Annotated in this window: 25 protein-coding genes and 1 riboswitch; of the genes, 11 read left to right on the forward strand and 14 right to left on the reverse strand. The window is 52.7% G+C overall.

Translation table 11 applies throughout. The features are described 5' to 3' along the window. Positions 1-234 precede the first annotated feature (234 nt). The 4 genes from metB to QQL54_RS12345 all read right to left on the reverse strand — a co-directional run bounded on the left by metB (position 235) and on the right by QQL54_RS12345 (position 3277). Entirely contained in the window at positions 235-1362 is a 1128-nt protein-coding gene (metB, locus tag QQL54_RS12330; RefSeq protein ID WP_284391166.1) for a cystathionine gamma-synthase, read from the reverse strand. Beyond that, a complete protein-coding gene (gene metX / locus QQL54_RS12335) occupies positions 1359-2333 on the reverse strand; it encodes a homoserine O-succinyltransferase MetX (RefSeq protein ID WP_284391168.1) in 975 nt (324 codons plus the stop codon). Before metX ends, metB begins: the two co-directional genes overlap by 4 nt. A gap of 77 nt (positions 2334-2410) precedes the next feature. After that, positions 2411-2520: riboswitch (SAM riboswitch) on the reverse strand. A 59-nt stretch (positions 2521-2579) separates the two neighbouring features. Further along, positions 2580-2954, reverse strand: a complete 375-nt coding sequence (locus QQL54_RS12340; protein ID WP_284391170.1) for a DUF983 domain-containing protein — start codon at positions 2952-2954, stop codon at positions 2580-2582. Between the two features lie 74 nt (positions 2955-3028). Beyond that, on the reverse strand, positions 3029-3277 hold the full coding sequence (locus QQL54_RS12345; protein ID WP_284391172.1) for an HP1242/YdcH family protein: 249 nt from the start codon (positions 3275-3277) through the stop codon (positions 3029-3031). 296 nt (positions 3278-3573) lie between these two features. Between QQL54_RS12345 and QQL54_RS12350 the strand changes: the two genes are divergently transcribed. Both QQL54_RS12350 and QQL54_RS12355 read left to right on the forward strand, forming a co-directional pair. Then, on the forward strand, positions 3574-3753 hold the full coding sequence (locus QQL54_RS12350) for a hypothetical protein (protein WP_348520761.1): 180 nt from the start codon (positions 3574-3576) through the stop codon (positions 3751-3753). A 171-nt stretch (positions 3754-3924) separates the two neighbouring features. Continuing rightward, the gene (locus QQL54_RS12355; protein WP_284391176.1) at positions 3925-4344 is read left to right on the forward strand and encodes a VOC family protein; all 420 of its coding nucleotides are present in this window, start codon (positions 3925-3927) and stop codon (positions 4342-4344) included. Here the strand turns inward: QQL54_RS12355 and QQL54_RS12360 are convergent, their stop codons facing one another. The 3 genes from QQL54_RS12360 to QQL54_RS12370 all read right to left on the reverse strand — a co-directional run bounded on the left by QQL54_RS12360 (position 4345) and on the right by QQL54_RS12370 (position 7379). Then, a complete protein-coding gene (locus tag QQL54_RS12360; RefSeq protein WP_284391177.1) occupies positions 4345-5781 on the reverse strand; it encodes a UdgX family uracil-DNA binding protein in 1437 nt (478 codons plus the stop codon). Then, the gene (locus QQL54_RS12365) at positions 5781-7031 is read right to left on the reverse strand and encodes a putative DNA modification/repair radical SAM protein (protein ID WP_284391179.1); all 1251 of its coding nucleotides are present in this window, start codon (positions 7029-7031) and stop codon (positions 5781-5783) included. Before QQL54_RS12365 ends, QQL54_RS12360 begins: the two co-directional genes overlap by 1 nt. Positions 7032-7103: 72 nt before the next feature. Then, on the reverse strand, positions 7104-7379 hold the full coding sequence (locus QQL54_RS12370) for a hypothetical protein (RefSeq protein WP_284391180.1): 276 nt from the start codon (positions 7377-7379) through the stop codon (positions 7104-7106). A 185-nt stretch (positions 7380-7564) separates the two neighbouring features. On the opposite strand from QQL54_RS12370, the gene QQL54_RS12375 reads away from it, so the two are divergent. Both QQL54_RS12375 and QQL54_RS12380 read left to right on the forward strand, forming a co-directional pair. Then, complete coding sequence (locus tag QQL54_RS12375; protein ID WP_284391182.1) at positions 7565-7963, forward strand: hypothetical protein; 399 nt, start codon at positions 7565-7567, stop codon at positions 7961-7963. A gap of 77 nt (positions 7964-8040) precedes the next feature. Further along, positions 8041-8499 (forward strand): DUF4112 domain-containing protein, encoded by a 459-nt coding sequence (locus QQL54_RS12380; protein WP_284391183.1) that lies wholly within the window; start codon positions 8041-8043, stop codon positions 8497-8499. A 121-nt stretch (positions 8500-8620) separates the two neighbouring features. On the opposite strand, the gene QQL54_RS12385 is transcribed toward QQL54_RS12380, so the two are convergent. Next, positions 8621-8986 (reverse strand): hypothetical protein, encoded by a 366-nt coding sequence (locus QQL54_RS12385; protein ID WP_284391184.1) that lies wholly within the window; start codon positions 8984-8986, stop codon positions 8621-8623. A 38-nt stretch (positions 8987-9024) separates the two neighbouring features. Continuing rightward, positions 9025-9207: a PLDc N-terminal domain-containing protein gene (locus QQL54_RS12390; RefSeq protein WP_284391186.1), complete on the reverse strand. Its 183-nt coding sequence runs from the start codon at positions 9205-9207 to the stop codon at positions 9025-9027. 214 nt (positions 9208-9421) lie between these two features. On the opposite strand from QQL54_RS12390, the gene QQL54_RS12395 reads away from it, so the two are divergent. Continuing rightward, positions 9422-10456 carry a DNA topoisomerase IB gene (locus QQL54_RS12395; RefSeq protein ID WP_284391188.1) on the forward strand — a complete coding sequence of 345 codons (1035 nt, stop codon included), beginning with the start codon at positions 9422-9424 and terminating at the stop codon, positions 10454-10456. A 213-nt stretch (positions 10457-10669) separates the two neighbouring features. Here QQL54_RS12395 and QQL54_RS12400 read toward each other — a convergent pair whose 3' ends face one another. After that, positions 10670-11146, reverse strand: coding sequence for a CreA family protein (locus QQL54_RS12400; protein ID WP_284391190.1), 477 nt, complete (start codon positions 11144-11146; stop codon positions 10670-10672). Between the two features lie 125 nt (positions 11147-11271). Between QQL54_RS12400 and QQL54_RS12405 the strand changes: the two genes are divergently transcribed. Next, positions 11272-11649 (forward strand): response regulator, encoded by a 378-nt coding sequence (locus tag QQL54_RS12405; protein WP_284391192.1) that lies wholly within the window; start codon positions 11272-11274, stop codon positions 11647-11649. Between the two features lie 21 nt (positions 11650-11670). On the opposite strand, the gene QQL54_RS12410 is transcribed toward QQL54_RS12405, so the two are convergent. Genes QQL54_RS12410 through QQL54_RS12420 form a run of 3 tightly spaced genes read right to left on the reverse strand, consistent with a single transcriptional unit; the run spans position 11671 to position 14232 of the window. Next, entirely contained in the window at positions 11671-13011 is a 1341-nt protein-coding gene (locus tag QQL54_RS12410; protein ID WP_284391194.1) for a DUF2254 domain-containing protein, read from the reverse strand. 42 nt (positions 13012-13053) lie between these two features. Further along, on the reverse strand, positions 13054-14004 hold the full coding sequence (locus QQL54_RS12415; protein ID WP_284391196.1) for a mechanosensitive ion channel family protein: 951 nt from the start codon (positions 14002-14004) through the stop codon (positions 13054-13056). Positions 14005-14016: 12 nt separating this feature from the next. Next, complete coding sequence (locus tag QQL54_RS12420) at positions 14017-14232, reverse strand: hypervirulence associated TUDOR domain-containing protein (RefSeq protein ID WP_284391198.1); 216 nt, start codon at positions 14230-14232, stop codon at positions 14017-14019. Between the two features lie 149 nt (positions 14233-14381). Between QQL54_RS12420 and QQL54_RS12425 the strand changes: the two genes are divergently transcribed. Further along, entirely contained in the window at positions 14382-14870 is a 489-nt protein-coding gene (locus tag QQL54_RS12425) for a hypothetical protein (RefSeq protein WP_284391201.1), read from the forward strand. A gap of 76 nt (positions 14871-14946) precedes the next feature. Continuing rightward, the gene (locus QQL54_RS12430) at positions 14947-15651 is read left to right on the forward strand and encodes a Crp/Fnr family transcriptional regulator (RefSeq protein ID WP_284391203.1); all 705 of its coding nucleotides are present in this window, start codon (positions 14947-14949) and stop codon (positions 15649-15651) included. 36 nt (positions 15652-15687) lie between these two features. On the opposite strand, the gene QQL54_RS12435 is transcribed toward QQL54_RS12430, so the two are convergent. Continuing rightward, on the reverse strand, positions 15688-16458 hold the full coding sequence (locus tag QQL54_RS12435; RefSeq protein ID WP_284391205.1) for a response regulator: 771 nt from the start codon (positions 16456-16458) through the stop codon (positions 15688-15690). A gap of 85 nt (positions 16459-16543) precedes the next feature. Here QQL54_RS12435 and QQL54_RS12440 point away from each other — a divergent pair, with 85 nt between their 5' ends. From QQL54_RS12440 to QQL54_RS12450, 3 genes are all read left to right on the forward strand, one after another. After that, on the forward strand, positions 16544-16825 hold the full coding sequence (locus tag QQL54_RS12440; protein ID WP_284391208.1) for a NepR family anti-sigma factor: 282 nt from the start codon (positions 16544-16546) through the stop codon (positions 16823-16825). After that, positions 16822-17442, forward strand: a complete 621-nt coding sequence (locus tag QQL54_RS12445) for a sigma-70 family RNA polymerase sigma factor (protein ID WP_284391209.1) — start codon at positions 16822-16824, stop codon at positions 17440-17442. The genes QQL54_RS12440 and QQL54_RS12445 overlap by 4 nt, the downstream gene beginning before the upstream one ends. 80 nt (positions 17443-17522) lie before the next feature. Continuing rightward, positions 17523-19247, forward strand: coding sequence for a sensor histidine kinase (locus QQL54_RS12450; protein ID WP_284391211.1), 1725 nt, complete (start codon positions 17523-17525; stop codon positions 19245-19247). Positions 19248-19322: the final 75 nt, after the last annotated feature.

Raw genomic sequence — 19322 nt, forward strand, 5'->3', positions numbered from 1 at the left:
TACTCGCCTACAACCCGCTCAGCACCCCAAGAAGGAGTACAATAAGACCAACGATTAGTACGAGTTCGACATTCGCGCTCGACGCACGGGTCTCGACCTTCACTTTAGGCTCGTCTTTATGAAACGGGTTCATGTGAGCCTTAAACCGTAAACGCGGCCTAGTCTCAAGAGGAAAATTTGCCGCTGATTTGCAAAAAGCTTCGAAGAAGCTGTAAAATCATGCCCTAATTATTGTTAAATTGAGGCAAGGGCTGCCTCCAGCGCTGCGATGAGGTCCTCTTTCGCTTCGATTCCGGTCGACACACGGATCAATGTTTCGTCCAATCCTGCTGCGGCCCGTGCCTCTGGTGCCATACCGCGATGGGTCATTGTCGCAGGTTGGCAAATCAGGCTTTCGACCCCGCCAAGTGAGGCGGCCAAGCGGAAGAGTTCTATGCTCTCCATGACCGAAGCAGCGGCGGCTGCGCCGCCTGCCACACGGAAAGACAACATCGCGCCCGGGCCGGACTGTTGCTTTACGGCCAAGCCAGCGTCCGGGTAATAGACATCCGTCACTTTATCATGGTCGCGTAAGACGGCGACGATGGCTTTGGCATTAGTTTCTGCCGCGTTGATGCGCAGAGCCAGCGTCCGTAGTCCGCGCAGGGTCTGGTAGCTATCGAAGGGTGAGCCTGTAAGCCCGGCGGCATTAGCCCACCAAGCAAGCTTTTCAGCCAGCTCTTCCGTGTTCGCGACTACGACGCCACCAACCACATCACTATGGCCGTTGAGGTATTTAGTCGTTGATTGCAGAGCCATATCCGCGCCGAGCGTAAGGGGTTGCTGGCGCAGGGGTGATAAGAACGTGTTGTCGACGACGGAGAGCGCGTCGGCGGCCCTCGCAATATCACAGATCGCTGCGACGTCGCTAAGGCGCATCAACGGATTGGAGGGGGTCTCGATGATGACCATCGCTGTTTCACGTGAAACAGTCGCGCGGACCGCGTCGAGATCGCCTTGGTCAATAAAATCGACGCGGATCTGACCTTGATCATGACGGGCTGTGAGCAAGCGGTGCGTGCCACCATAGCAATCATGCGGCGCAACCACATGTGCGCCCGCCGACAAGAGGTTGAGCACTAGATCGATTGCCGCCATGCCCGAACTGGTCACGACCGCGCCTGCGCCGCCGTCTAGCTCGGTGAGGGCGCGGCTCAGCAGATCACGGTTCGGATTATTGGATCGCCCATAATCATACGGCCCCTTTTCATCTACAGACGGCCAGACATAGGTCGACGACATATAAAGCGGCGGCACGATGGCCCCGTAGGCCGGGTCCCAAGCAATGCCGGATTGGACGAGTTTTGTGGTCGGTGAGGTCATTCTACAGCCTCCTTCATGAATGCGGTCAACCTGGGCTCCATCGCATCATACTCCTTCAAAAAGGCGTCGTGTCCATAAAGAGAGGTGAAGGTATAGAGCTCACTCTTGCCAGAGAGCCGGTCGCGTAATTCGCGCATATCAGGCAGCGGTGCGAGCTGGTCGGAAATGGCGCTCATCAATAGGGTCGGCGTGGTGATGGCTTCCGGTTCGACGCGGTGTAGATCGATTGACTCTGAGAGCGCGAGGAAGCGCGATGCATCCATCTGCTCGGCAAACGCATCCCCGCGACTGCCGAGATAATCACAAATATCGAAGCTGGACGGATTGGACCGTGTTTCAGCCAGATCAAATCGGTCAGCGAATTCTTCTGGCGTGCGGTAGGTCGTCATGGCGAGTTCACGCGCCAGCTTCAGCCCCTCTTCGGGACGGCCAGCGTCTATGCCGAGCCGAACAATCCGGCGTTGAATACCGCGCCAACCGACACCAATCGGATAGGGTTTGTGGGCTGCGCCGATGACACAGAGATTATGCAGAGCTTTTGGATAGTCACGGGCAAAAGCGAGGCCACACATGCCGCCATAGGAACTGCCGATTAAGGCTGTGATGGGGCCAAGTGCGTGCGCGTCGATGAGGGCCTTAAGTCGCTTCGCTTGATCGCCCGTTGTAATGGTTTCAGGACAGTCCGGTGCGCCGGCATTGGGTGTGAAATCCAGACCGAGAACTTGCACCGTGTTGAGATCAATGGCGCCGCCGCGCCGCACGAGCCGTGACCACCAGCCTCGACGCCTGCCTTTTTTGTCTGTGGGGTCGCCGTCCGCCACGAACCGTGTCGCGGAGATACCGCCAAGCACAATCACAAGCGGCGCCCCCTCCGGCCCATAGAGACGGCCGCGCACGACATCGCCGCGCATGTCGCAGCCGCGTTCCAGCGTCCAGTCACCCAGTTCAGTTTCGATGTCACGACCCTGCACGGTCTACCTTTCTAGGGCGGGCCAAGCACAGGTTTGGAAGGGGAGGGCGCTCGTTTGAGCCGAATGGGCTCAGCGCTCTCTCATCTTCCGGGCGAACCCGCAGGACTTGGCACCTGATGCGAAATTGCTTTCGCCGGTTGCCCCGGCGATCAAAGGGCCTTGTCCCTCCCGCCGGTCTTGATGAGTGCGCGGCATATGGCGGGAAGTGGAGAAGGCGTCAAGCCGATGGCTATTCAGAGAGCGTTCCTATCCGGAAGTGGGCGCGCCCTTATCCCAGATGATGGCCATGAACAGACCTTTTATCGGCTGAAGCACGGCAAGGCACAGCAGGACGAGCAGAAGGCTAAGTCCTGTGATCGAGGCCCAGCCTGGAATATCCGTCTTGAAAACGACCCAGTGAAAGACGGGCGCAGTTAGATGTCCAGCAACAAGCATGGATGCCCAAGCGGGTCCGTCATCGGCACGAACATCCCCCCAATTCACACCGCAAGATGGGCAATGCTCGACGGGTTTGAGAAAAGCCCGGAAGAGTTTGGCATCCCCACAGCTCGGGCATTTCATCGCCAAGCCGCGCTTGATCTTAGGCCATAAAGGTCCGCTCGGTTTAGGTCCTGCAGTCATGGGATGCAGATAGGGTCCGCCGTCTCAAGATGCCAACCATATTACGCTTTTGCGAGGGTTCGTAGCGTTAAAAACTAACTCGCCTTGACAGCTTTCAGGATTCCGTGAATCTCATCTTTCAGCGTCATGCGCTGTTTTCGCATATCGATCATATGTTCGTCTGTTGTGGGTTCAATATTGGTTTCAGCCCGGTGAATCGTCCGGTTGATGTCATGGTACTGTTCAGCAAGTTTCTGGAAATGGTTATCGCGAAGTTTCAGTTTATGCAGTTGATCTACAAACTCCGGGAAGTCTGCAGCCAGTTCGTGAGGTGTATGGCCCATATGGCGGCTCCTTAGCAGGCAAGACCCAAAAGTGAGAATGGGTCTCGCGGTTCGTCAGATCTCATGTCTCAAAGGAGCAAATCTATTTGGAGGGGTAGAGAATAAATTGACGGTCGTCATAAAAGTCGAGATGAGTCGTACGCTTGCGCTCCTAGCCCGCTTTTTATGGACGGGTTGGCGTTATGCTAGGCGTTTCTCTTCGGATGTTTAAGCCGCAAGATTATTACCAACAGGCTGGCCCCATAAGAACGATCATGCTCTTGAATGGCCCGACATGGTGGGAAGGAGTAACCCCGATGAAAGACCGATACGAACGACATCGCCAAGCTTGGACGCAGGCTGAAATCCAAAAGCTACATATGCTCGTGGCAAAGGGGATGAGTTTGAAGGCGATTGCCAAATCTCTGACGCGCTCTGAGGAATCGACCAAAAGTAGAGCGAAGCAAGACAAGTTGAAAATCCAGAAAAAGCGTTGACGCGTGTGGCAGCCCGGCTGGGATATTATTGCGGGATGGCTCTAACTGGTATCTTCCACCGTAATCCCAAGAACGAAGCAAATTTGTGCCTTTCTTTCGTCCGCTACGACCCTTCAACCACCCTTTATTCCCCTCTACCTCATTGGAAACGCAATAGAGGGGAACGGATCAATGAGCGCTATTCTACACTTGGCTATTCCAGCAGGCGATCTTAGCAATACGGTGAAATTCTACACCGATATATTGGGGTGCAGCCTTGGCAATAGCGAAGAGGGCCGTTGGGTCGACGTCAACTTTTGGGGCAATGAACTGACATTGCATCAGAGTGAAGAACAGCTTCCGACCGTGCGTCATGACGTCGACATGGGCGCGGTTCTGGTTCCCCATTTTGGCATTCACCTGACCCAAGACGACTTTGACGCCATCAAAGACCGGATCGCAACGGCGGGCCTAAAATATATCGATGAACCCTATCGCCGTTTCAAAGGTGATAAATATGAACAAGAGACGTTCTTCATCTCAGATCCGAATAGCAATGTGCTTGAGATCAAATGTATGAAAAACCCCGAACTCTTATTTCCTGAAGTCTAATCACGCTGCCAAGAGCTGTGCGACTTGTTGAAGGTCACTGACTAAATCCGGATAGGCTGCCGGCCGATCCTCATGCCGCTGTACCCGTAAGACATATGCGGGATGGGTGGTGATAAAGAAATTCAAACCATCGGGTCGGGTCAGGACATGGCCGCGATTCTCTCCCACCTTGATGGGGCGACCATTGACCGCGCGGGCGGCAGAGCCACCCAGACAGATGACGATTTCAGGCTTCACCAGCTCGATCTCGCGCTCTAGCCAAACATTGCAGGCTTTGACTTCCGATGCTGTTGGGTTTTTATGAATGCGTCGCTGGCTTCGAACTTCATATTTGAAATGTTTCACGGCATTGGTGACATAAGCCTGATCACGAGACAGCCCAGCCTCAGTCAGCGCTTGGTCCAGAAGCTGCCCGGCGGGGCCGATAAAAGGCTGACCGGCGAGGTCTTCTTTATCGCCCGGTTGTTCCCCGATAATCATAATGCGGGCGTTACTCGGACCGACGCCAGCGATGCCTTGAGTTGCGCCATTCCATAGCGGACAACGACGACAGCCTTCCACCTGCTGCCAAAGGGCAGAAATGTCGGTGGGACTCAAATCTTCATCGATGACATCAGGTTGATAAGTGGCTTTCTCTGCAATGGGATTGGGCGCGTGATTGACGCTGCGCATTAGGGCTCGCTCGCGATCCTTCGCGCCTTGTATCAAGGACGGAATGAGCGAGGCTTCCGGCAAATTGTTCCAGTACTTGACCGGCATTTCGGCCTTCATGGCTGAGACTTTCAGTCGTGATGGATTAAAGATGGAGGCGAAATAGGTTTTCCATTGTTCCTCCACCACATCCTCTGCTGGGACATCTTCTTTCCGGCCGCCAGAATCGAAGCGTAATGCGTCTCCGGTCCAGATAGCGCTCCGGTAGGGCGTGATGATCGCCCAATCCATGTTGGGGAATCGGCGTGTGAAGAAAGGTGTGGCGAGCTCGACAATGAAGTGGCTCGGCTCAAACCAAGCCATAAACTGTTCACGGCCTGCCGCGTCTTCGCCCACTTTTCGAAAGCGTACAAAGGCGTGCATTTTGTGACGATCGCGCTGAACAGCCTTATCGGCTTCGATGATCCAACGAACATCATCATCAACACTATTACGCATCAGGCTCGGCTGGTCCTGCAGACGCCACAATATTCGATAGAGTCGGTCATAACGGGACGGATCGTTATGGCAGACGACCCGTTCAGCCCGGTCGATGAAATCTTTCGATGCGATGACCGTGCGCTCGCTATTCGCCTGATCTGTTGTGCCAAAATCAAAGGCAGCCTCCCCCCGATCGGGTGGAACAAAGCGGACTTGCGCGGGCACAATACGGGCCGCACACAATGTCCGCGCCTGCGTTTGCCAAGCCTTAAAATCGGCGTGGTGATCCAGATGAACGATCTGCATTAGATTGCGAAGGCTAACTGCTCTGGCGGCGGCGCGAAGCGGGCTCGCAAATTCTCCGTATCCGTCAAATTACCCGGCTGATAATCCGCTGTTTGAATAAAGGGCATGGCCTTCTTGACCGTTTTAGTCAGCTTAGCGAGATCGCCCAATCGCACCGCTGTCATGCGCCTAGCCGCAATCAGTCGGTCAACCGTCTTTGCTCCGAGCCCCGGAATACGCAGCAAGAGCTCGCGTGGCGCTCGATTGATATCGATGGGAAAGCGCTCGCGGTGACGCAGCGCCCAAGCGAGCTTTGGGTCGATATCGAGATCGAGCATACCGTCTGTGGAGGCGGCCTCAATCTCTTTGCGCTCAAAGCCATAGAAACGCAGCAGCCAGTCAGCCTGATACAGACGGTGCTCCCGCATAAGCGGGGGGCGAACAGGCGGTAAGTCGAGCGAGGCATCCTGCATGGGCGAGAAAGCGGAGTAATAGACACGGCGGAGGCCGTAGCCGGAATAGAGCTCAGTCGATGTTTTCAGAATGTCGCTATCCGTACTCGTATCAGCGCCAATAATCATCTGCGTGCTCTGCCCGCCCGGCGCAAAAATGGGGGCCTTGGCCTTGCGAAGAATACGGCTCTGCTGTGCGTCCTTCGCATCATCAAGCCGGACTTTTACCCCCGCCATAGCCCGACGAATGACAGGCTGAGACTTCTCCGGTGCAAAGTGGCCGAGGCTTTCTTCCTTGGGAAGTTCGACATTGATCGACACCCGATCAGCTAGTTCTCCGGCGCGCTCAATTAGGATGGGATCGGCTTCAGGTATGGTCTTGAGATGAATATAACCGCGGAAATTATAATCTTCGCGTAGGACACGTGCCACTTCGACAAGCCGCTCCATTGTATAGTCAGGCGATTGGATAATGCCCGAAGACAGAAACAGGCCTTCAATGTAATTGCGTTTGTAGAAATCAAGCGTGAGCGTGACGACTTCATCGACTGAGAAACGCGCGCGTTTGACATTGCTGGACACACGATTGACGCAATAGCGGCAATCAAAAATGCAAAAATTGGTCAGCAGAATTTTTAGCAGACTGATACACCGACCATCTGGCGCATAAGCATGGCAGATGCCCATACCTTCGGTGCTGCCAATGCCTGCTTTCCCTAAAGAACTGCGTGTCGTTGTGCCTGAACTTGCACAGGAGGCATCATATTTTGCCGCATCGGCGAGGATAGCAAGCTTGTCGATGAGTGTATGTCGGGTCATACCAACGATTGGAACAAAAACAGAACATAAACAAGTCTGAGATGCAGGGTCGTCTATAGAATTGGAGTGTCTTTATGACTCTATCCGGACGTAGCTGCCTTGAAGCCTGACATGCTCAATCGGCAAGCGGCGACCGTCGGAAAGTTCGATCATGGCGACGCGCTTTGAGTCAGGGTCGACCAACATGTCTTTGACAGTTAGATCTGCATGGCCACCGTCTCCAAGAACGAATCGGCCTCTCAAATCGAGGCTTTCGTCGACGAGAAAATAGTCTTCCACAGGGACGTATGATCCTGTGCTGGGCAGGACGTGCATGCCGGTCTCAGTCAGTGATGTGATTCGTTTCATGCTGATCTCAAAGCTCTAGTCACAGTTGATTAACTCTCTGGTCTTGTTCCGGTTCCCTCCACTATTCAGTAAGATTTGGGCGATTTTTGGCCCGTCTCTAGTTTTCTTTGCGGGAACCTATTATGGTTAACGCACGTTGATATATTTCAGCGGACTTGTTCCGACCTCTAAGAGGAGACGATATTATGAGCACACTGATCAAAACGACTTTAGGCGTAACTGTAGCGGCCTTGTTTTCCGCGAACGCACATGCCGGCATTACGTCTGGCACTCAATCAGCAGACGAGACCGCAGAAGTGCCAGTTTCACAAACTGTTAAAACGATCGATGCCGACGGACAGGTCGGTCAGTTGACGCTCTATCGAGTCGATTCCGATCCGCGCAAAGTTGCCGTGCTGGGGGCTTTGGAAGAACAAACAACGGACGCTTATATCGTTCAAGACAATGAGGGTGAGCTTTACATCAATCACTTGGTTCCGATTGAAACTCTGCCGGATCCCACGCTCGAAGTCGAAATCGTCGACACTTATACGACTGAGTATCGAGGCTTGGTGTTCACCAATAAGGTTCTTGACGAGCAGTAGCTCAATCACGACTAATCAATAGTAACGGGCCCTTGAGGCCCGTTTTTTATGCGCAAAATTATGCTGGAGTCTTTCCTATGGCTGGACCATCATTTGATTCAGGGCCTGTGCCAGTGATCTCAGAGGAGACGCAAGATGCGCTGTTGATGCGCCATGCGTCAGAACGGGTTCTGCTTGAGCGTGTAGAAAGTCTTGCCAAGACCATGGATGCAGCCTTCACCATTCCTGGCACAAACATTCCTCTGGGCGTCGATACGATTGTCGGACTTGTTCCAGGCATTGGAGACACGGTCAGTCTGGGCATTGCCGGGTATATTGCCAGTCACGGCCTAGGACTGGGGGCGCGTAAGCGGCACATGGTGCGCATGGGCGGTAATATATTCATTGACTGGTTGATCGGTCTGGTGCCGTTGATTGGTGATATTTTCGATATTGGGTGGCGCGGTAATTTGCGCAATGCGGCGCTTCTTAGGAATATAACGGAAGATCGCTGGGCGGACGAACGCGCCCGTGCGGGAATCATTGATCACGCGTAAAAGTCTATCTTTTCCATCGCGACTGGAATCAATCAACCGTTCGTCGTGATCGCCAAATGGACATGAAAAAACCCGCTATCCGAAGATAGCGGGTTTTCTTATTTAGCGTGGTGTCGGAAACTTAGTTTTGTTCCGGCTCCATTTCGACATCAACGTCGGCGTCAACACTGACGTCAACATCAAGATTGTCGGCTAGATCGTCAGCCTCTTCGCCCTCTTGTGGCGGGGTAATATCGATCGTTGGAACTTTTACTTCGATTTCCTTCGTGCCAACATCAATGTCGGCAACGTCCATATCAATAGCTGGCATCTGGCCACCTTCAACGCTGACTTCTGGCAATTCAGCGGTCTGAGTCAGGTCGATGTCTGTCAGATAGATAGCGGCTGCGCCGAGGGCGAGTAGAGCTACACCACCGATGATCCAGCCAGCAGCACTCTTCTTTTCAGTACCTTGGTTATGATAAACTTTGTTGTCGTCGTTAGTCATGAGTTTTTCCTTTGAATGGGAGTGGGGTTTGAGGTCGCTTACGCGATGTTCTTGTTGGCCTTGGGTCCAATGAAGAACCAAAGGATGAGGCCGATAACGTTGAAGAGGATCAGGCCAATCGTCCAAAGGACTTTTGCCAGAGTTGACTCTCCAGACTGCCAGACATTGATAAGAGCCCAAATAACGAGGGCGAGAATTACGAGACCTAGCAGATACTCCATCGAACTTTCCTTTTCTGTGCCAAGGCCGAGTTGCCTTGCCCCTACACAACACTTTGCTTTGATCTGCGTTCCAAAAAATCTTGCTCAAAATTAAAATGGTCCAACTTTTTGCAGTTGGACGCCAGTCAACTTGTCGCATCGGGGAACGGGAGGTGCGGTTGGCGCGATGATAAGGCGTATCAGGACTATGCGTCCGCTATGTTGAGTGTGCCTTATGTCTGCGCTGTCCATCTGTTTGCGACATTCCAGTCAGGACGAAGCTGGTTTGTCACGCCGAAGACGTGGTCGCGGTTTTTCCTATCACGACGCTAAGGGCCGCCGGATCGAATGCTCTAAAACTCTTGCCCGTATCAAAGGGCTCGGACTGCCGCCGGCCTATAGGGATGTTTGGATCTGTCAGGACGCTCATGGACATTTGCAGGCTGTCGGCACGGATGCACGGGGTCGGCGGCAATATAGATATCACGCAGACTGGCGCCGTATGCGCGATAATCAGAAGTTTGACCGCCTTGAGGATTTCGGACGGGCGCTTGTGCGGCTGCGCGAGCAAGTAGAGCATGATATGCGTCGCAAACAGCCAGACCGGATACAAGTGAGCGCCGCCCTTGTGCGATTGATTGATAGGGGCGCCCTTCGTGTCGGTTCTGAACGTTACGCTGAAGAAAATCGCACATTTGGAGCGACCACACTGCGGTCTCGGCATTTAAAGCTCGATGGTCCAAACTTACGCCTTTCGTTTCAAGCCAAAGGCGGAAAAAGGGTCCGACAACAGATCAAGGATGCGACGTTGGCCCGGATTCTGGGTCGAATTGACGACTTGCCAGGTCGGGCCTTGTTTTCTTGTCTTGATGTTCAGGGCAATTGCTATCCGGTTTTGTCGGACGATGTGAATGCGTATATCGCGGACGCTAGCGGAGACCCCCGTTTCACGGCGAAGACCTTTCGGACATGGCATGGAACTGTATCAGCGCTAGAAACCGCTATTGATGATCCTACCGGCCTAACGATTGGCCGTATGAGCGAAGCGGCGGCCGAGCGGCTGCATAATACAGAGGCTATTGCCCGGAAGAGCTACATTCACCCTCACATTATTGAACTCGCCAAGGTCAGTGATGCGGATCGGACCGCACGACTGGCCGCTATTGACCTTCGCCACGCCCCGCAGGGTCTTCCAAAAGCTGAAAAACAACTGATATCTTTACTGAGCCAGTCGCCGGCAATGGAACTTGTCGCGCCAATTGACCGTTAAACACATGACACAACACTGACCAAGAGGCCCCTCAATGTTCCGCTTTCTCATTCGTACTATTCTTGCTGCCGCTCTATCCTTTGCCGTGAAGCAGTATCTTGAGGCTGAGGTAGAGGACAACAATAAGAAGCGGGTCACGCGATAAACCAGGCTGGCAATCCTAAATAAAAAAGCCCGCCATTTGGCGGGTTTTTTGTTGGGTTTGGATTGATACTAGCGGTTCGTCCACGTCACGGACTCTCCGTATAAAGGGACCGACGCGATGCTCATCTTCGCTGACCCATCAACAATGCGGCGTGAATAGACGAGGTAGACGAGGGCATCATTGTCCGCGTCATAGACCCGGCGTACGGATAGTTTCTTGAAGATAATGGACTGACTCTGGCGGAAGACTTCTTCGCCTTTTTTTCGCGTCTCAATGTCGCCAATAGTGATGGGGCCAGTCACGCCGCAGCTGATCGACCCGTTAGATGGGTTTTCGAACCAATCACCTTTGCGCAGCCGATCAATCACGCCACGATCAAAATGCGCCATATGGCAGGTTACCCCCTGAACTTTTTCATCATTGAGGGCTTCAATTTTGATCTCATTGCCCGTCCAATCATTATTGATTTCGGCCACTTCGGCGCCCCCACCGCCACAGGCCGATAAGACCAAGGCTGCTGATGAGATGAAGAGTAATCTGCGCATAGGTCTTCCTTAATTCCAACCTGGTATAAGCTTAACGAAATACTACGTGCTTTTTGTGTCACGGTTCCGAACATTCGGCAGCTCATTTGGAACGGCTGGTCAAATACCGCGTTGTATGAGGGACTATGATGACTGAAACGAACAAAAAACAGAGACTTCGCGTTATTGTCGTCGAAGACGATGCCTTCATAGCGCTCGACATTGAGGATGTTCTCCTTGGTGCCGACTTTGACGTGATCGGTTGCTTTTCCAACGTGAATGATACGCTGGCTTTGCTAGATCAGACGCGTCCAGACTTTGCTCTTTTAGACTATAATCTTGGTAAAGAGACCTCAGTACCAATCGCGAGACGATTGCTGACGCTCTCTATTCCGTTCATGTTCTTATCAGGCCAGACACGTGACGTGGTGTTGGAAGATTTTGATGACGAGTACCCTGTCATGGGTAAACCGTTTCGTCCAAGTCAGCTGATCTCAGAAGTTGAGACACTGGTCCAAACTTAGGCTGAATAAGACGCCTGACCTCTAGAATTGATAGGGTGGGGCGCTGCTGAGGCGGGCCTTCTGGGCATCTCCCATTGACGATTGTTGGATGGCAACTTTTAGCGTTTCAATTTGATCGCTGATCACGCCCTCAAATGTCTCACTGGTCCGGCTTTTAAGCTGATAGAGAACTTCCAACGTCTCGCGAGATGCGTTCTCATCTTCACAAATATATTGTCGAGATTGACCAAAAAGTGCGTCGTAAAGACGTTTGACGCTAACCGGACGGGCCCAAATCCGTGGAGTCCTATCCTCCCCTAAGACACAATCTGGGGCGGCTGGCGCATTCATCATCGCGAGACATATGTCCCCATATCGATGGATGCAATTGATCGCTGTGAAAGGGTCATTGACGCCCGGCGATAGAGCTCTTGCCGCAATTTCGACCAGCTCATCTGATAAGAAGAGCAAGTTCTGAAATTCTGTTCTCTCACGACCTAATGCAATGAAGCTGAGAAGGTCTTTGGCAGTCTCAGTCTCAAACACATTATGATCAAAATCGGCGGTGACGTCGTCGTTAATGACATCCATGACGGCCTCACCAAACATGACGAAGTCCCCAGGCACGCGTAATAAACGTATGCGCATCTTATTCTCGTCGGCCCATTCAACCAGCCCGCCCAGCGATATCGCCTCAACATAGCCGGAGGATCGACTGCGAACGGATTGGGTCAATTTTGGATCAAACGGATCGCCAAGCGACTCAACATTCCCAACGTCCAAATTTTCGCTGGATGGAAACCGGCCTTGTTTGATCTGATGAATGAGTTGGCGCGAAACCTTTCCGGTTAGAGTGCCGACATTGAGTGTTTCCGGGATGTGGTGGACGAAGAAGATCAATACACCAACACTAATCAAGGTCAGGATTAGGGCGACAAGGACTGAAAGGCTTGGCGTCAATCCAACCGTGCTTTGCGCATCAATAGTGATTTCTTCAGACACGGATTTCAGCACAACAATGCAATAGAGGAAAGTCGAGATGAACATGCCCAGCGTCACCTGATTAGCCCGGTCGCGCATGAAATTTCCGATCAGTCGCGGTCCATATTGACCAGCCGCTGTTGTCACAGCGACCATTGTCAGTGAGAAGGTGACAGCGGCCACGCTGATCATTGATCCGGCTATGACCGTGAGGACGGACCGAGCGCTCGTCACGGTCGAGGCGAAGAACCAGCCCAGCAAGTCCCGAATTTCAGCTTGAAATTTTAGATCAATAATCGTTGTCAGAACACCAAGCAGGATTGCGCTCAACCCCATCAACGTTGGGATGAAATAGTAGCTGGCGCGCAAGCGCAGCCATGATTGGATGATCCAAGCGCTCATGAAGAGGGTTTATCCATTATGGTTATACGATCAGAAAGTCGCTTAGGACGTTTTATCGGCCTCTGACACATCTGAATTTTGTGTGTCGTGACTCGGCTCGGTTTCGCCGGGTGATTTGATCGTGACAAGGTGAGGGTAGGGGATCTCAATGTCCGCCTTATCGAGGGCGAGCTTAATGGCCCGTACCGCGAGACCCCGAATGCGCACTTGCTCCGACTTCTCTGCATTAGTCCACCAACGCGTTAGAATATTGACGCTGCTATCCGCCAGTTCCCAAACATGCGCCTCTGGCGCTGGATCGTCGACGACCTCATCGATCTTGGAGAGTTCGCCGCGGATCAGGTCGAGCGCTTGATCAATATCCGCATCGTAAGAAATCCCGATGGTGTAATCGCCGCGGCTGAGATTTGTCTTCGTTTTGACCAACACGGAGTTGGTATAGAGTTCGCTGTTCGGGATGATGGCGTGTTCGCCATTATAGGTCTTGATGATCGTTGCTCTGGTTTCAATGGATTGGACCGTGCCTTCAAATCCAGCGGCTTCGATTTGATCACCAATCTTGAAGGGTTGGCGCAGCAGGATGAGTAGACCAGACAACCAATTCTGCAGAATATCCTTAAAGGCAAAGCCGATCGCAACAGAGCCAACGCCGAGTGATCCAACTAATGTACTGAGCTTAATAGACGGCGCAATGATGGCCAGTGTGATGGCAAAGCCAACAATAAGAACGGCGATTTTGGCTAGTCGCCCCAAAGCTATACCGAGGCTTGGCCGTTCATGATCGCGAAAACGTTTCACAAATTGCGACTTCACGAAGCTGGATGTGAACCAGAAAATTATGAGGACCAGAAGACCGATTCCGAGATTGGGAAGCAGGGCAATGAAGCCGTCAAGCCATGCATCAAGTCGTTCGACGGCGGCTTCGGTATTAAAGTCGACTATTGTGTCATCTGCACCCTGGGAGTTGGGCTGACTTTGGGGGGAGGTCTGCATGACTGTATCCGTCTATGCTTTTGACACTTCAGAGTGTGATTTTAGGACGCGGTCTCCATCGTCCTGCTCAATCAAATAAGCAGGTTCATCAGAACTGGCATTCCGTGTGACTTTGTTGCCCTTAATGGTGCGAGTGACGTCGTCTGTGAATCGTTCCGTGATTTCACCAGTTCCGGTTCCGTTGCCCCAATTCCATTTGACTTTCGTGCCTGTCTTGTAGCCCGGCATATTATCTTCCTCATCCTGTTAGAGCGCTCTTGTCAGACTCAACGGCGTGTTGCTGCGCAAGTTCCGACCCAACCGAAAAAGGTTCCAGAATAATGACGGGAACCGGACGCGTAGTCCGGCATTGATTAGAGGAACGAGGATTAACTATAATGCTACGCTTACTCTTTTGCACCGCCGCTATTGTGCCAATTGCCATTATTCCATGGATGACGTCGGAAGCAGATACGCTGCCTGTACAGGTCGAAGACGCGACCTATGCCGAGCTTGTGACGGATCCGAACCTAGATGCTCTATCAGCGTGTGAAATGGGCGAATTACCCGTTTTCTTTCACGACGCGCTCGTTACAACACACAGCGCCGAGTTCATCGCCGATGGTTTACGGTCTGCCAAGGGCTGCGGGGACGTCGAAGTCACTATCATCCCAATCCTCCCAGAATATGCCGATGAGGATGATCTTGAAAGTTCAGTCGAGCGGACCACCGAATTAACGGCCTATATTCAAGCGGCGGCAGAGGTCACAGACACAACCATCGCGATCGAAATTGTTAACCAACCCGTTAAAGACGACATATCCACCTTGTATATTAATGGCCGCGCTGCCATTCTGCGCATCACCCCACAAAGCGCTATCGGCTAATTCGGTCTAGCGCGGACGAACCCGTCACAAGGGGATTACAAGCGGGATCAAAGCGTTGGAGAAATTTGTTCGGCGGATGAAGCATTATGTTGAGATTGGTGACACCGATCTCGCACCGCTTCTCGATCTTAATCATAGAACGGTCGATTTTCCGGCTGGAAAAACCATTGTCGCGCTGAATGAGCCCGTCGATAAAATCTATATTGTTACGTCTGGCTGGTCATTGCGTGCGCGTTATCTTGATGACGGCCGTCGTCAGATCATAAACTTTCAACTGCCCGGAGACTATTTTGACTTAATGTCACTAGTCGGCGCGCGGTCTGATCACACAATTTCTGCGGCGACGGACACGACCCTGAGAATTTATAATGGGCAGGATTACCTTCGGGCGATCCAAAGATCGCACCGTCTGGCGGCAGCATTTTGGTGGGTGACTGTGCAGGAAGAAACAATCTTACGTCAGCAGATCGTGCGTATCGGTCGGATGAGCGCGCAAGAACGGATTGCTAACTTTATCCTTGAACTTAACCGTCGCCAAAACATCGCCGATGGTGACCGAGATGACTTCGTTCCGTTGCCTGTGCCACAAGCTTTTTTGGCTGACGCCCTCGGCTTATCCGTCGTCCATATCTCGCGGTCGCTGACATCACTGAAAGCCCGGGATCTGGTAAAAACCAGCCGCCGCGGCATTGAGATTATTGATCGCGATAGCCTAGTAGAATTGGCGGAGTATGACCCGGCCCTTTTCGAGCCGAAGCCGGTGCCGCTCGCGGCGCAATAGACGCTGTTAAGCCTGCGCTACTACGCCGCTTTAGGCTTAGCCTTTATGGAAGAAAAGCGCCTGGCTAATCGCCGCTTTCACATTCGATGGTTTGAATGGTTTGGAGATTAGATAGGCGGGTTCAGGCTTGTCGCCCGTCAGCAACCGCTCTGGGAAGGCCGTGATAAAGATCACGGGCACATCATGCTCGCCAAGAATGTCATCTACGGCGTCAATGCCGGACGATCCATCTGCCAACTGCACATCGGCTAATACGATACCAGGCTTTCGATCTCCCGCCATTTTGACGGCGTCTGTCCGAGTGGCCGCAATACCGTCGACACTATGACCCAAGCTTTCGACCAGTTCTTCAATATCGGCAGCGATGATCGGCTCATCCTCAATAATAAGAACGTTCGTCCGAAGCTCTTTTTCGATATCGGCTTCAGCTGTTGCCAAAAGGTCTCTGGCCTCATCTTCCGATACAGTCATGACGCTTGCGATTTCTTCGACGGACAGGCCCTCAAGTGCAGACAGCAGAAAGGCTTGACGTGAAACAGGCGGTAGGCGGCGAATGCGATCAGAGGGGGCGTCGTCACCCGATTCAAGGCTTTCAAGTTGAGCGCCTGTAGAGCCCCAAATTCCTAGAAACATCCTGTAAAGAGCTGTTCTTGGATGGAGACCATTTTCGACTGTTGCGTCTCCGGCCACCAGCGCTTCTAGCGCTGTACGAACATAACGATCGCCTTCGCTCTGAGACCCTGTCAGCGCGCGTGAAAACCGTCTCAGGTACGGCAGGAATGGTGCATATGTATCGACTAGACTCACGTCTTATCCCCTTTAATTCGTTCTAGAACACGGATGGAACTTCCGATCTGTTACAGGTAGAAGCTGGCTGTTCAAGCTGTATAACTTGCGGGAACCCTTTTGGTTCCCAGACGTAATCATTCAATCGAACCCGGATAATAAGGCGGCCGAAAAACCGATGACTGACAATAAGAAACATCCGACCCTCAAGAGTAAGCCCCGGCTTAGCGACACGGATTCTTTCGATAAACAGCCTTTGCCCGATAAGATCGGCCACTCCCTGAAAAACCTCTATAATGAAGTCCTAGCGGAAGAAGTGCCGGATGATTTTCTGAATCTCCTGCGCCAAGCTGATGCTGCCACGGATGAAGGCGAGGCCTCCAAGTGAGTTCTGTTGTTCAAGACGTCGCAGCAGACGAAGAGGTCCCAGTCTTTGACGAAGAGGTGTTTCGCCAAGAACTGACCGCGCTCATTCCCCACTTGCGAGCTTTCTCACGCTCGCTGTGCGGCAATGCAACGCTGGCTGATGATGTTGCTCAGGATGCGCTGCTTAAAGCTTGGAAGGCGCGCCACAAGTTTAGGCCTGGGTCGAACCTCAAGGCATGGACTTTCACGATTTTACGCAATCAGTTCTACTCGATCAAACGTCGATCTTGGCGCGCGACATCATTGGAGCCTGAAGTTGCTGAACAGACGATTGTTGCCAACACTGACGCTGAACAGTCCGTGCACCTTAACGAACTCCGGCGTGGGCTCGATATGCTCAAGGATGATCAACGCGAGGCTTTGATCTTGGTTGGCGCATCAGGTCTGTCCTATGAAGAAGCGGCGGAAATTTGTGATTGCGCGGTTGGTACAATCAAAAGCCGCGTTAGTCGGGCGCGTAAATCATTAGAGACGATCATGGATTCAGGACGTTTTGACGACGAACCCGATAAAGTTCGCGCTCTCGACGCCATGTCAACGATCCTCCAAGAAGCGGATACGATTGCGGGCAAACCTTAATCCTGTTCGGGTGGCTAAGCCTGAACGTTTTCAAATCGCCTGTAATGAACACTGAACATTAAGTCTCAGAGCTGTAAGATATGACCGTGAGGGGCGACGAAACCACAGAAAATGGAACCCCGGTCAGGCATGATACGCGGTGGTGGCAGAGTGTGCGCCTGCGGTTTGGCCTCTTACTCGCCTTAGCACTTTTACCGTGGCTTTTACTGTCAGCTCTCGAAACCTATGCGGAGCTTGATCGCGCCCGAGTCTCGCAAAGCCGTCTGGCTGATATTGTGGCCTCCTCAACGGTCGCAGAAGTCGGGCAGACACTTGAAGCGGGCCGACTTGGCCTTGATGCAGCGCCTCAGATCATCGCTGATTTAGGATGCGAAGCGGGTTCGGCTGAGGTTCTAGACCGGCTCGGCGTCTACACAGCCCTCATCGTTAAAGACGCGACGAATGCTGTTATCTGCCAGAATCCGTCTTCCGTCTCAGACTTGGTTCTAGAAAACCCAGATGCGTTTTCAGCTGACAAGCTATTTCGGATTGAGGCTGGACTTTTGGGGACAGGCGACCAAGCGCAGATGGTCGTCGTGCTGCAGACGGTTATCCGATCAAGTGGTCACACATACACGCTGATCCTTCCTGAAAACTTGGGCCGCCGCGATGTCTTAGACGTAACGCTTGGTGCCGGATCAAGGATCACGCTGACAAAGCTAGATGGAACAGGCATTGTTGGACTGGACAGATCTGAAGAACGAAATCAGTTTTTTCTAGATCGGATCGCCGATGCTGACGTGTCATTGCTCGATTACACGAATAGAAATGGTGAAAATCGGCGGAGTGCGGCGAGATACTTTAAATATCTGGGTATTTATGTTTCTGTCGGTCGGCCTGTCCGTTTCGAAAACATTCTTTCGCTCATCAATCCCTACACATCGGTCATGCTGCCTATCTTAGCATGGTTGGTCGGATTTGGACTGATCTGGATTGGCACACGGTCTATGCTGCTAGCCCCGATCAGCAAAGTCAGGCGCACGGCTCGGCTTTTTGCAGGTGGCAAGATGGACTCGCGTGTTAGATTGTCAGATTCTGCGGCGGCTGAAGTTCAGGGATTGGCCTATTCCTTTAACAGTATGGCGCATCAGCTTCAGGAACGCGATTTACGTATCGCTGATAATATGGATGAAAAAGACACGCTGATGCGGGAGATCCATCACCGCGTGAAAAATAATCTACAAATTATCATTAGCCTTCTTAATATGCAGGAGCGCAAGGCCGTCGGCGCGGAAGCCATCGAGGCCATTTCTGAGACGCGAACGCGGATCAATGCGATCGCAATCGTCCATCGAGGTCTCTACGAGAGCACCGATCTGCGGGGCATTGATGTCGCTCCGTTCATTTCCCGGCTGGTTGCATCGATCAGTGAAAGCATTGGAGCCGAAGAAGCGGGCATTAGCGTCAAGCAGTCTGTTGCGCCCTGTCACCTGTCAGCCGACCATGCGATCCCGGTCGCGCTGTTTATTGTTGAGGCCATCAGCAATGCAGCAGAGCATGGGGTTGAGCGCGGCGGCACTATCCATATCGACATACAGTGTCCTGAAACGGGTGTCTTGCAGATCGATGTCGCCGATGACGGTCGAGGCGTCGGTGATCCGGATGCTATGCGCGGTATTGGGACGCGCTTGATGAAAGGCTTCGCCCGTCAGCTTGCAGGGACACTTGTGTTTCAAGACAATGCGCCAGGCCTGACCGCAAGGCTGACGCTTCCAATCGACGACAGTCCTGAGCAACCGTTTCAGGTAAGCCAGAAGCGTCGCTAGGCGTATCAAACTTACCCTATCGGAAAATGAAAAGCCCGGACGCCGTGCAGGGGAAGAGCGGGGGTCCGGGCTTAT

This window comes from Algimonas ampicilliniresistens (assembly GCF_030159955.1).
GTDB lineage: Bacteria > Pseudomonadota > Alphaproteobacteria > Caulobacterales > Maricaulaceae > Litorimonas > Litorimonas ampicilliniresistens.

What these genes read in the sequence shown, in the direction of transcription:
- metB (WP_284391166.1), bottom strand. Translation starts at nt 1,362, where the DNA reads ATGACCTCACCGACCACAAAACTCGTCCAATCCGGCATTGCTTGGGAC.
- QQL54_RS12340 (WP_284391170.1), bottom strand. Translation starts at nt 2,954, where the DNA reads ATGACTGCAGGACCTAAACCGAGCGGACCTTTATGGCCTAAGATCAAG.
- QQL54_RS12345 (WP_284391172.1), bottom strand. Translation starts at nt 3,277, where the DNA reads ATGGGCCATACACCTCACGAACTGGCTGCAGACTTCCCGGAGTTTGTA.
- QQL54_RS12350 (WP_348520761.1), top strand. Translation starts at nt 3,574, where the DNA reads ATGAAAGACCGATACGAACGACATCGCCAAGCTTGGACGCAGGCTGAA.
- QQL54_RS12355 (WP_284391176.1), top strand. Translation starts at nt 3,925, where the DNA reads ATGAGCGCTATTCTACACTTGGCTATTCCAGCAGGCGATCTTAGCAAT.
- QQL54_RS12360 (WP_284391177.1), bottom strand. Translation starts at nt 5,781, where the DNA reads ATGCAGATCGTTCATCTGGATCACCACGCCGATTTTAAGGCTTGGCAA.
- QQL54_RS12365 (WP_284391179.1), bottom strand. Translation starts at nt 7,031, where the DNA reads ATGACCCGACATACACTCATCGACAAGCTTGCTATCCTCGCCGATGCG.
- QQL54_RS12370 (WP_284391180.1), bottom strand. Translation starts at nt 7,379, where the DNA reads ATGAAACGAATCACATCACTGACTGAGACCGGCATGCACGTCCTGCCC.
- QQL54_RS12375 (WP_284391182.1), top strand. Translation starts at nt 7,565, where the DNA reads ATGAGCACACTGATCAAAACGACTTTAGGCGTAACTGTAGCGGCCTTG.
- QQL54_RS12380 (WP_284391183.1), top strand. Translation starts at nt 8,041, where the DNA reads ATGGCTGGACCATCATTTGATTCAGGGCCTGTGCCAGTGATCTCAGAG.
- QQL54_RS12385 (WP_284391184.1), bottom strand. Translation starts at nt 8,986, where the DNA reads ATGACTAACGACGACAACAAAGTTTATCATAACCAAGGTACTGAAAAG.
- QQL54_RS12390 (WP_284391186.1), bottom strand. Translation starts at nt 9,207, where the DNA reads ATGGAGTATCTGCTAGGTCTCGTAATTCTCGCCCTCGTTATTTGGGCT.
- QQL54_RS12395 (WP_284391188.1), top strand. Translation starts at nt 9,422, where the DNA reads ATGTCTGCGCTGTCCATCTGTTTGCGACATTCCAGTCAGGACGAAGCT.
- QQL54_RS12400 (WP_284391190.1), bottom strand. Translation starts at nt 11,146, where the DNA reads ATGCGCAGATTACTCTTCATCTCATCAGCAGCCTTGGTCTTATCGGCC.
- QQL54_RS12405 (WP_284391192.1), top strand. Translation starts at nt 11,272, where the DNA reads ATGATGACTGAAACGAACAAAAAACAGAGACTTCGCGTTATTGTCGTC.
- QQL54_RS12410 (WP_284391194.1), bottom strand. Translation starts at nt 13,011, where the DNA reads ATGAGCGCTTGGATCATCCAATCATGGCTGCGCTTGCGCGCCAGCTAC.
- QQL54_RS12415 (WP_284391196.1), bottom strand. Translation starts at nt 14,004, where the DNA reads ATGCAGACCTCCCCCCAAAGTCAGCCCAACTCCCAGGGTGCAGATGAC.
- QQL54_RS12420 (WP_284391198.1), bottom strand. Translation starts at nt 14,232, where the DNA reads ATGCCGGGCTACAAGACAGGCACGAAAGTCAAATGGAATTGGGGCAAC.
- QQL54_RS12425 (WP_284391201.1), top strand. Translation starts at nt 14,382, where the DNA reads ATGCTACGCTTACTCTTTTGCACCGCCGCTATTGTGCCAATTGCCATT.
- QQL54_RS12430 (WP_284391203.1), top strand. Translation starts at nt 14,947, where the DNA reads ATGAAGCATTATGTTGAGATTGGTGACACCGATCTCGCACCGCTTCTC.
- QQL54_RS12450 (WP_284391211.1), top strand. Translation starts at nt 17,523, where the DNA reads ATGACCGTGAGGGGCGACGAAACCACAGAAAATGGAACCCCGGTCAGG.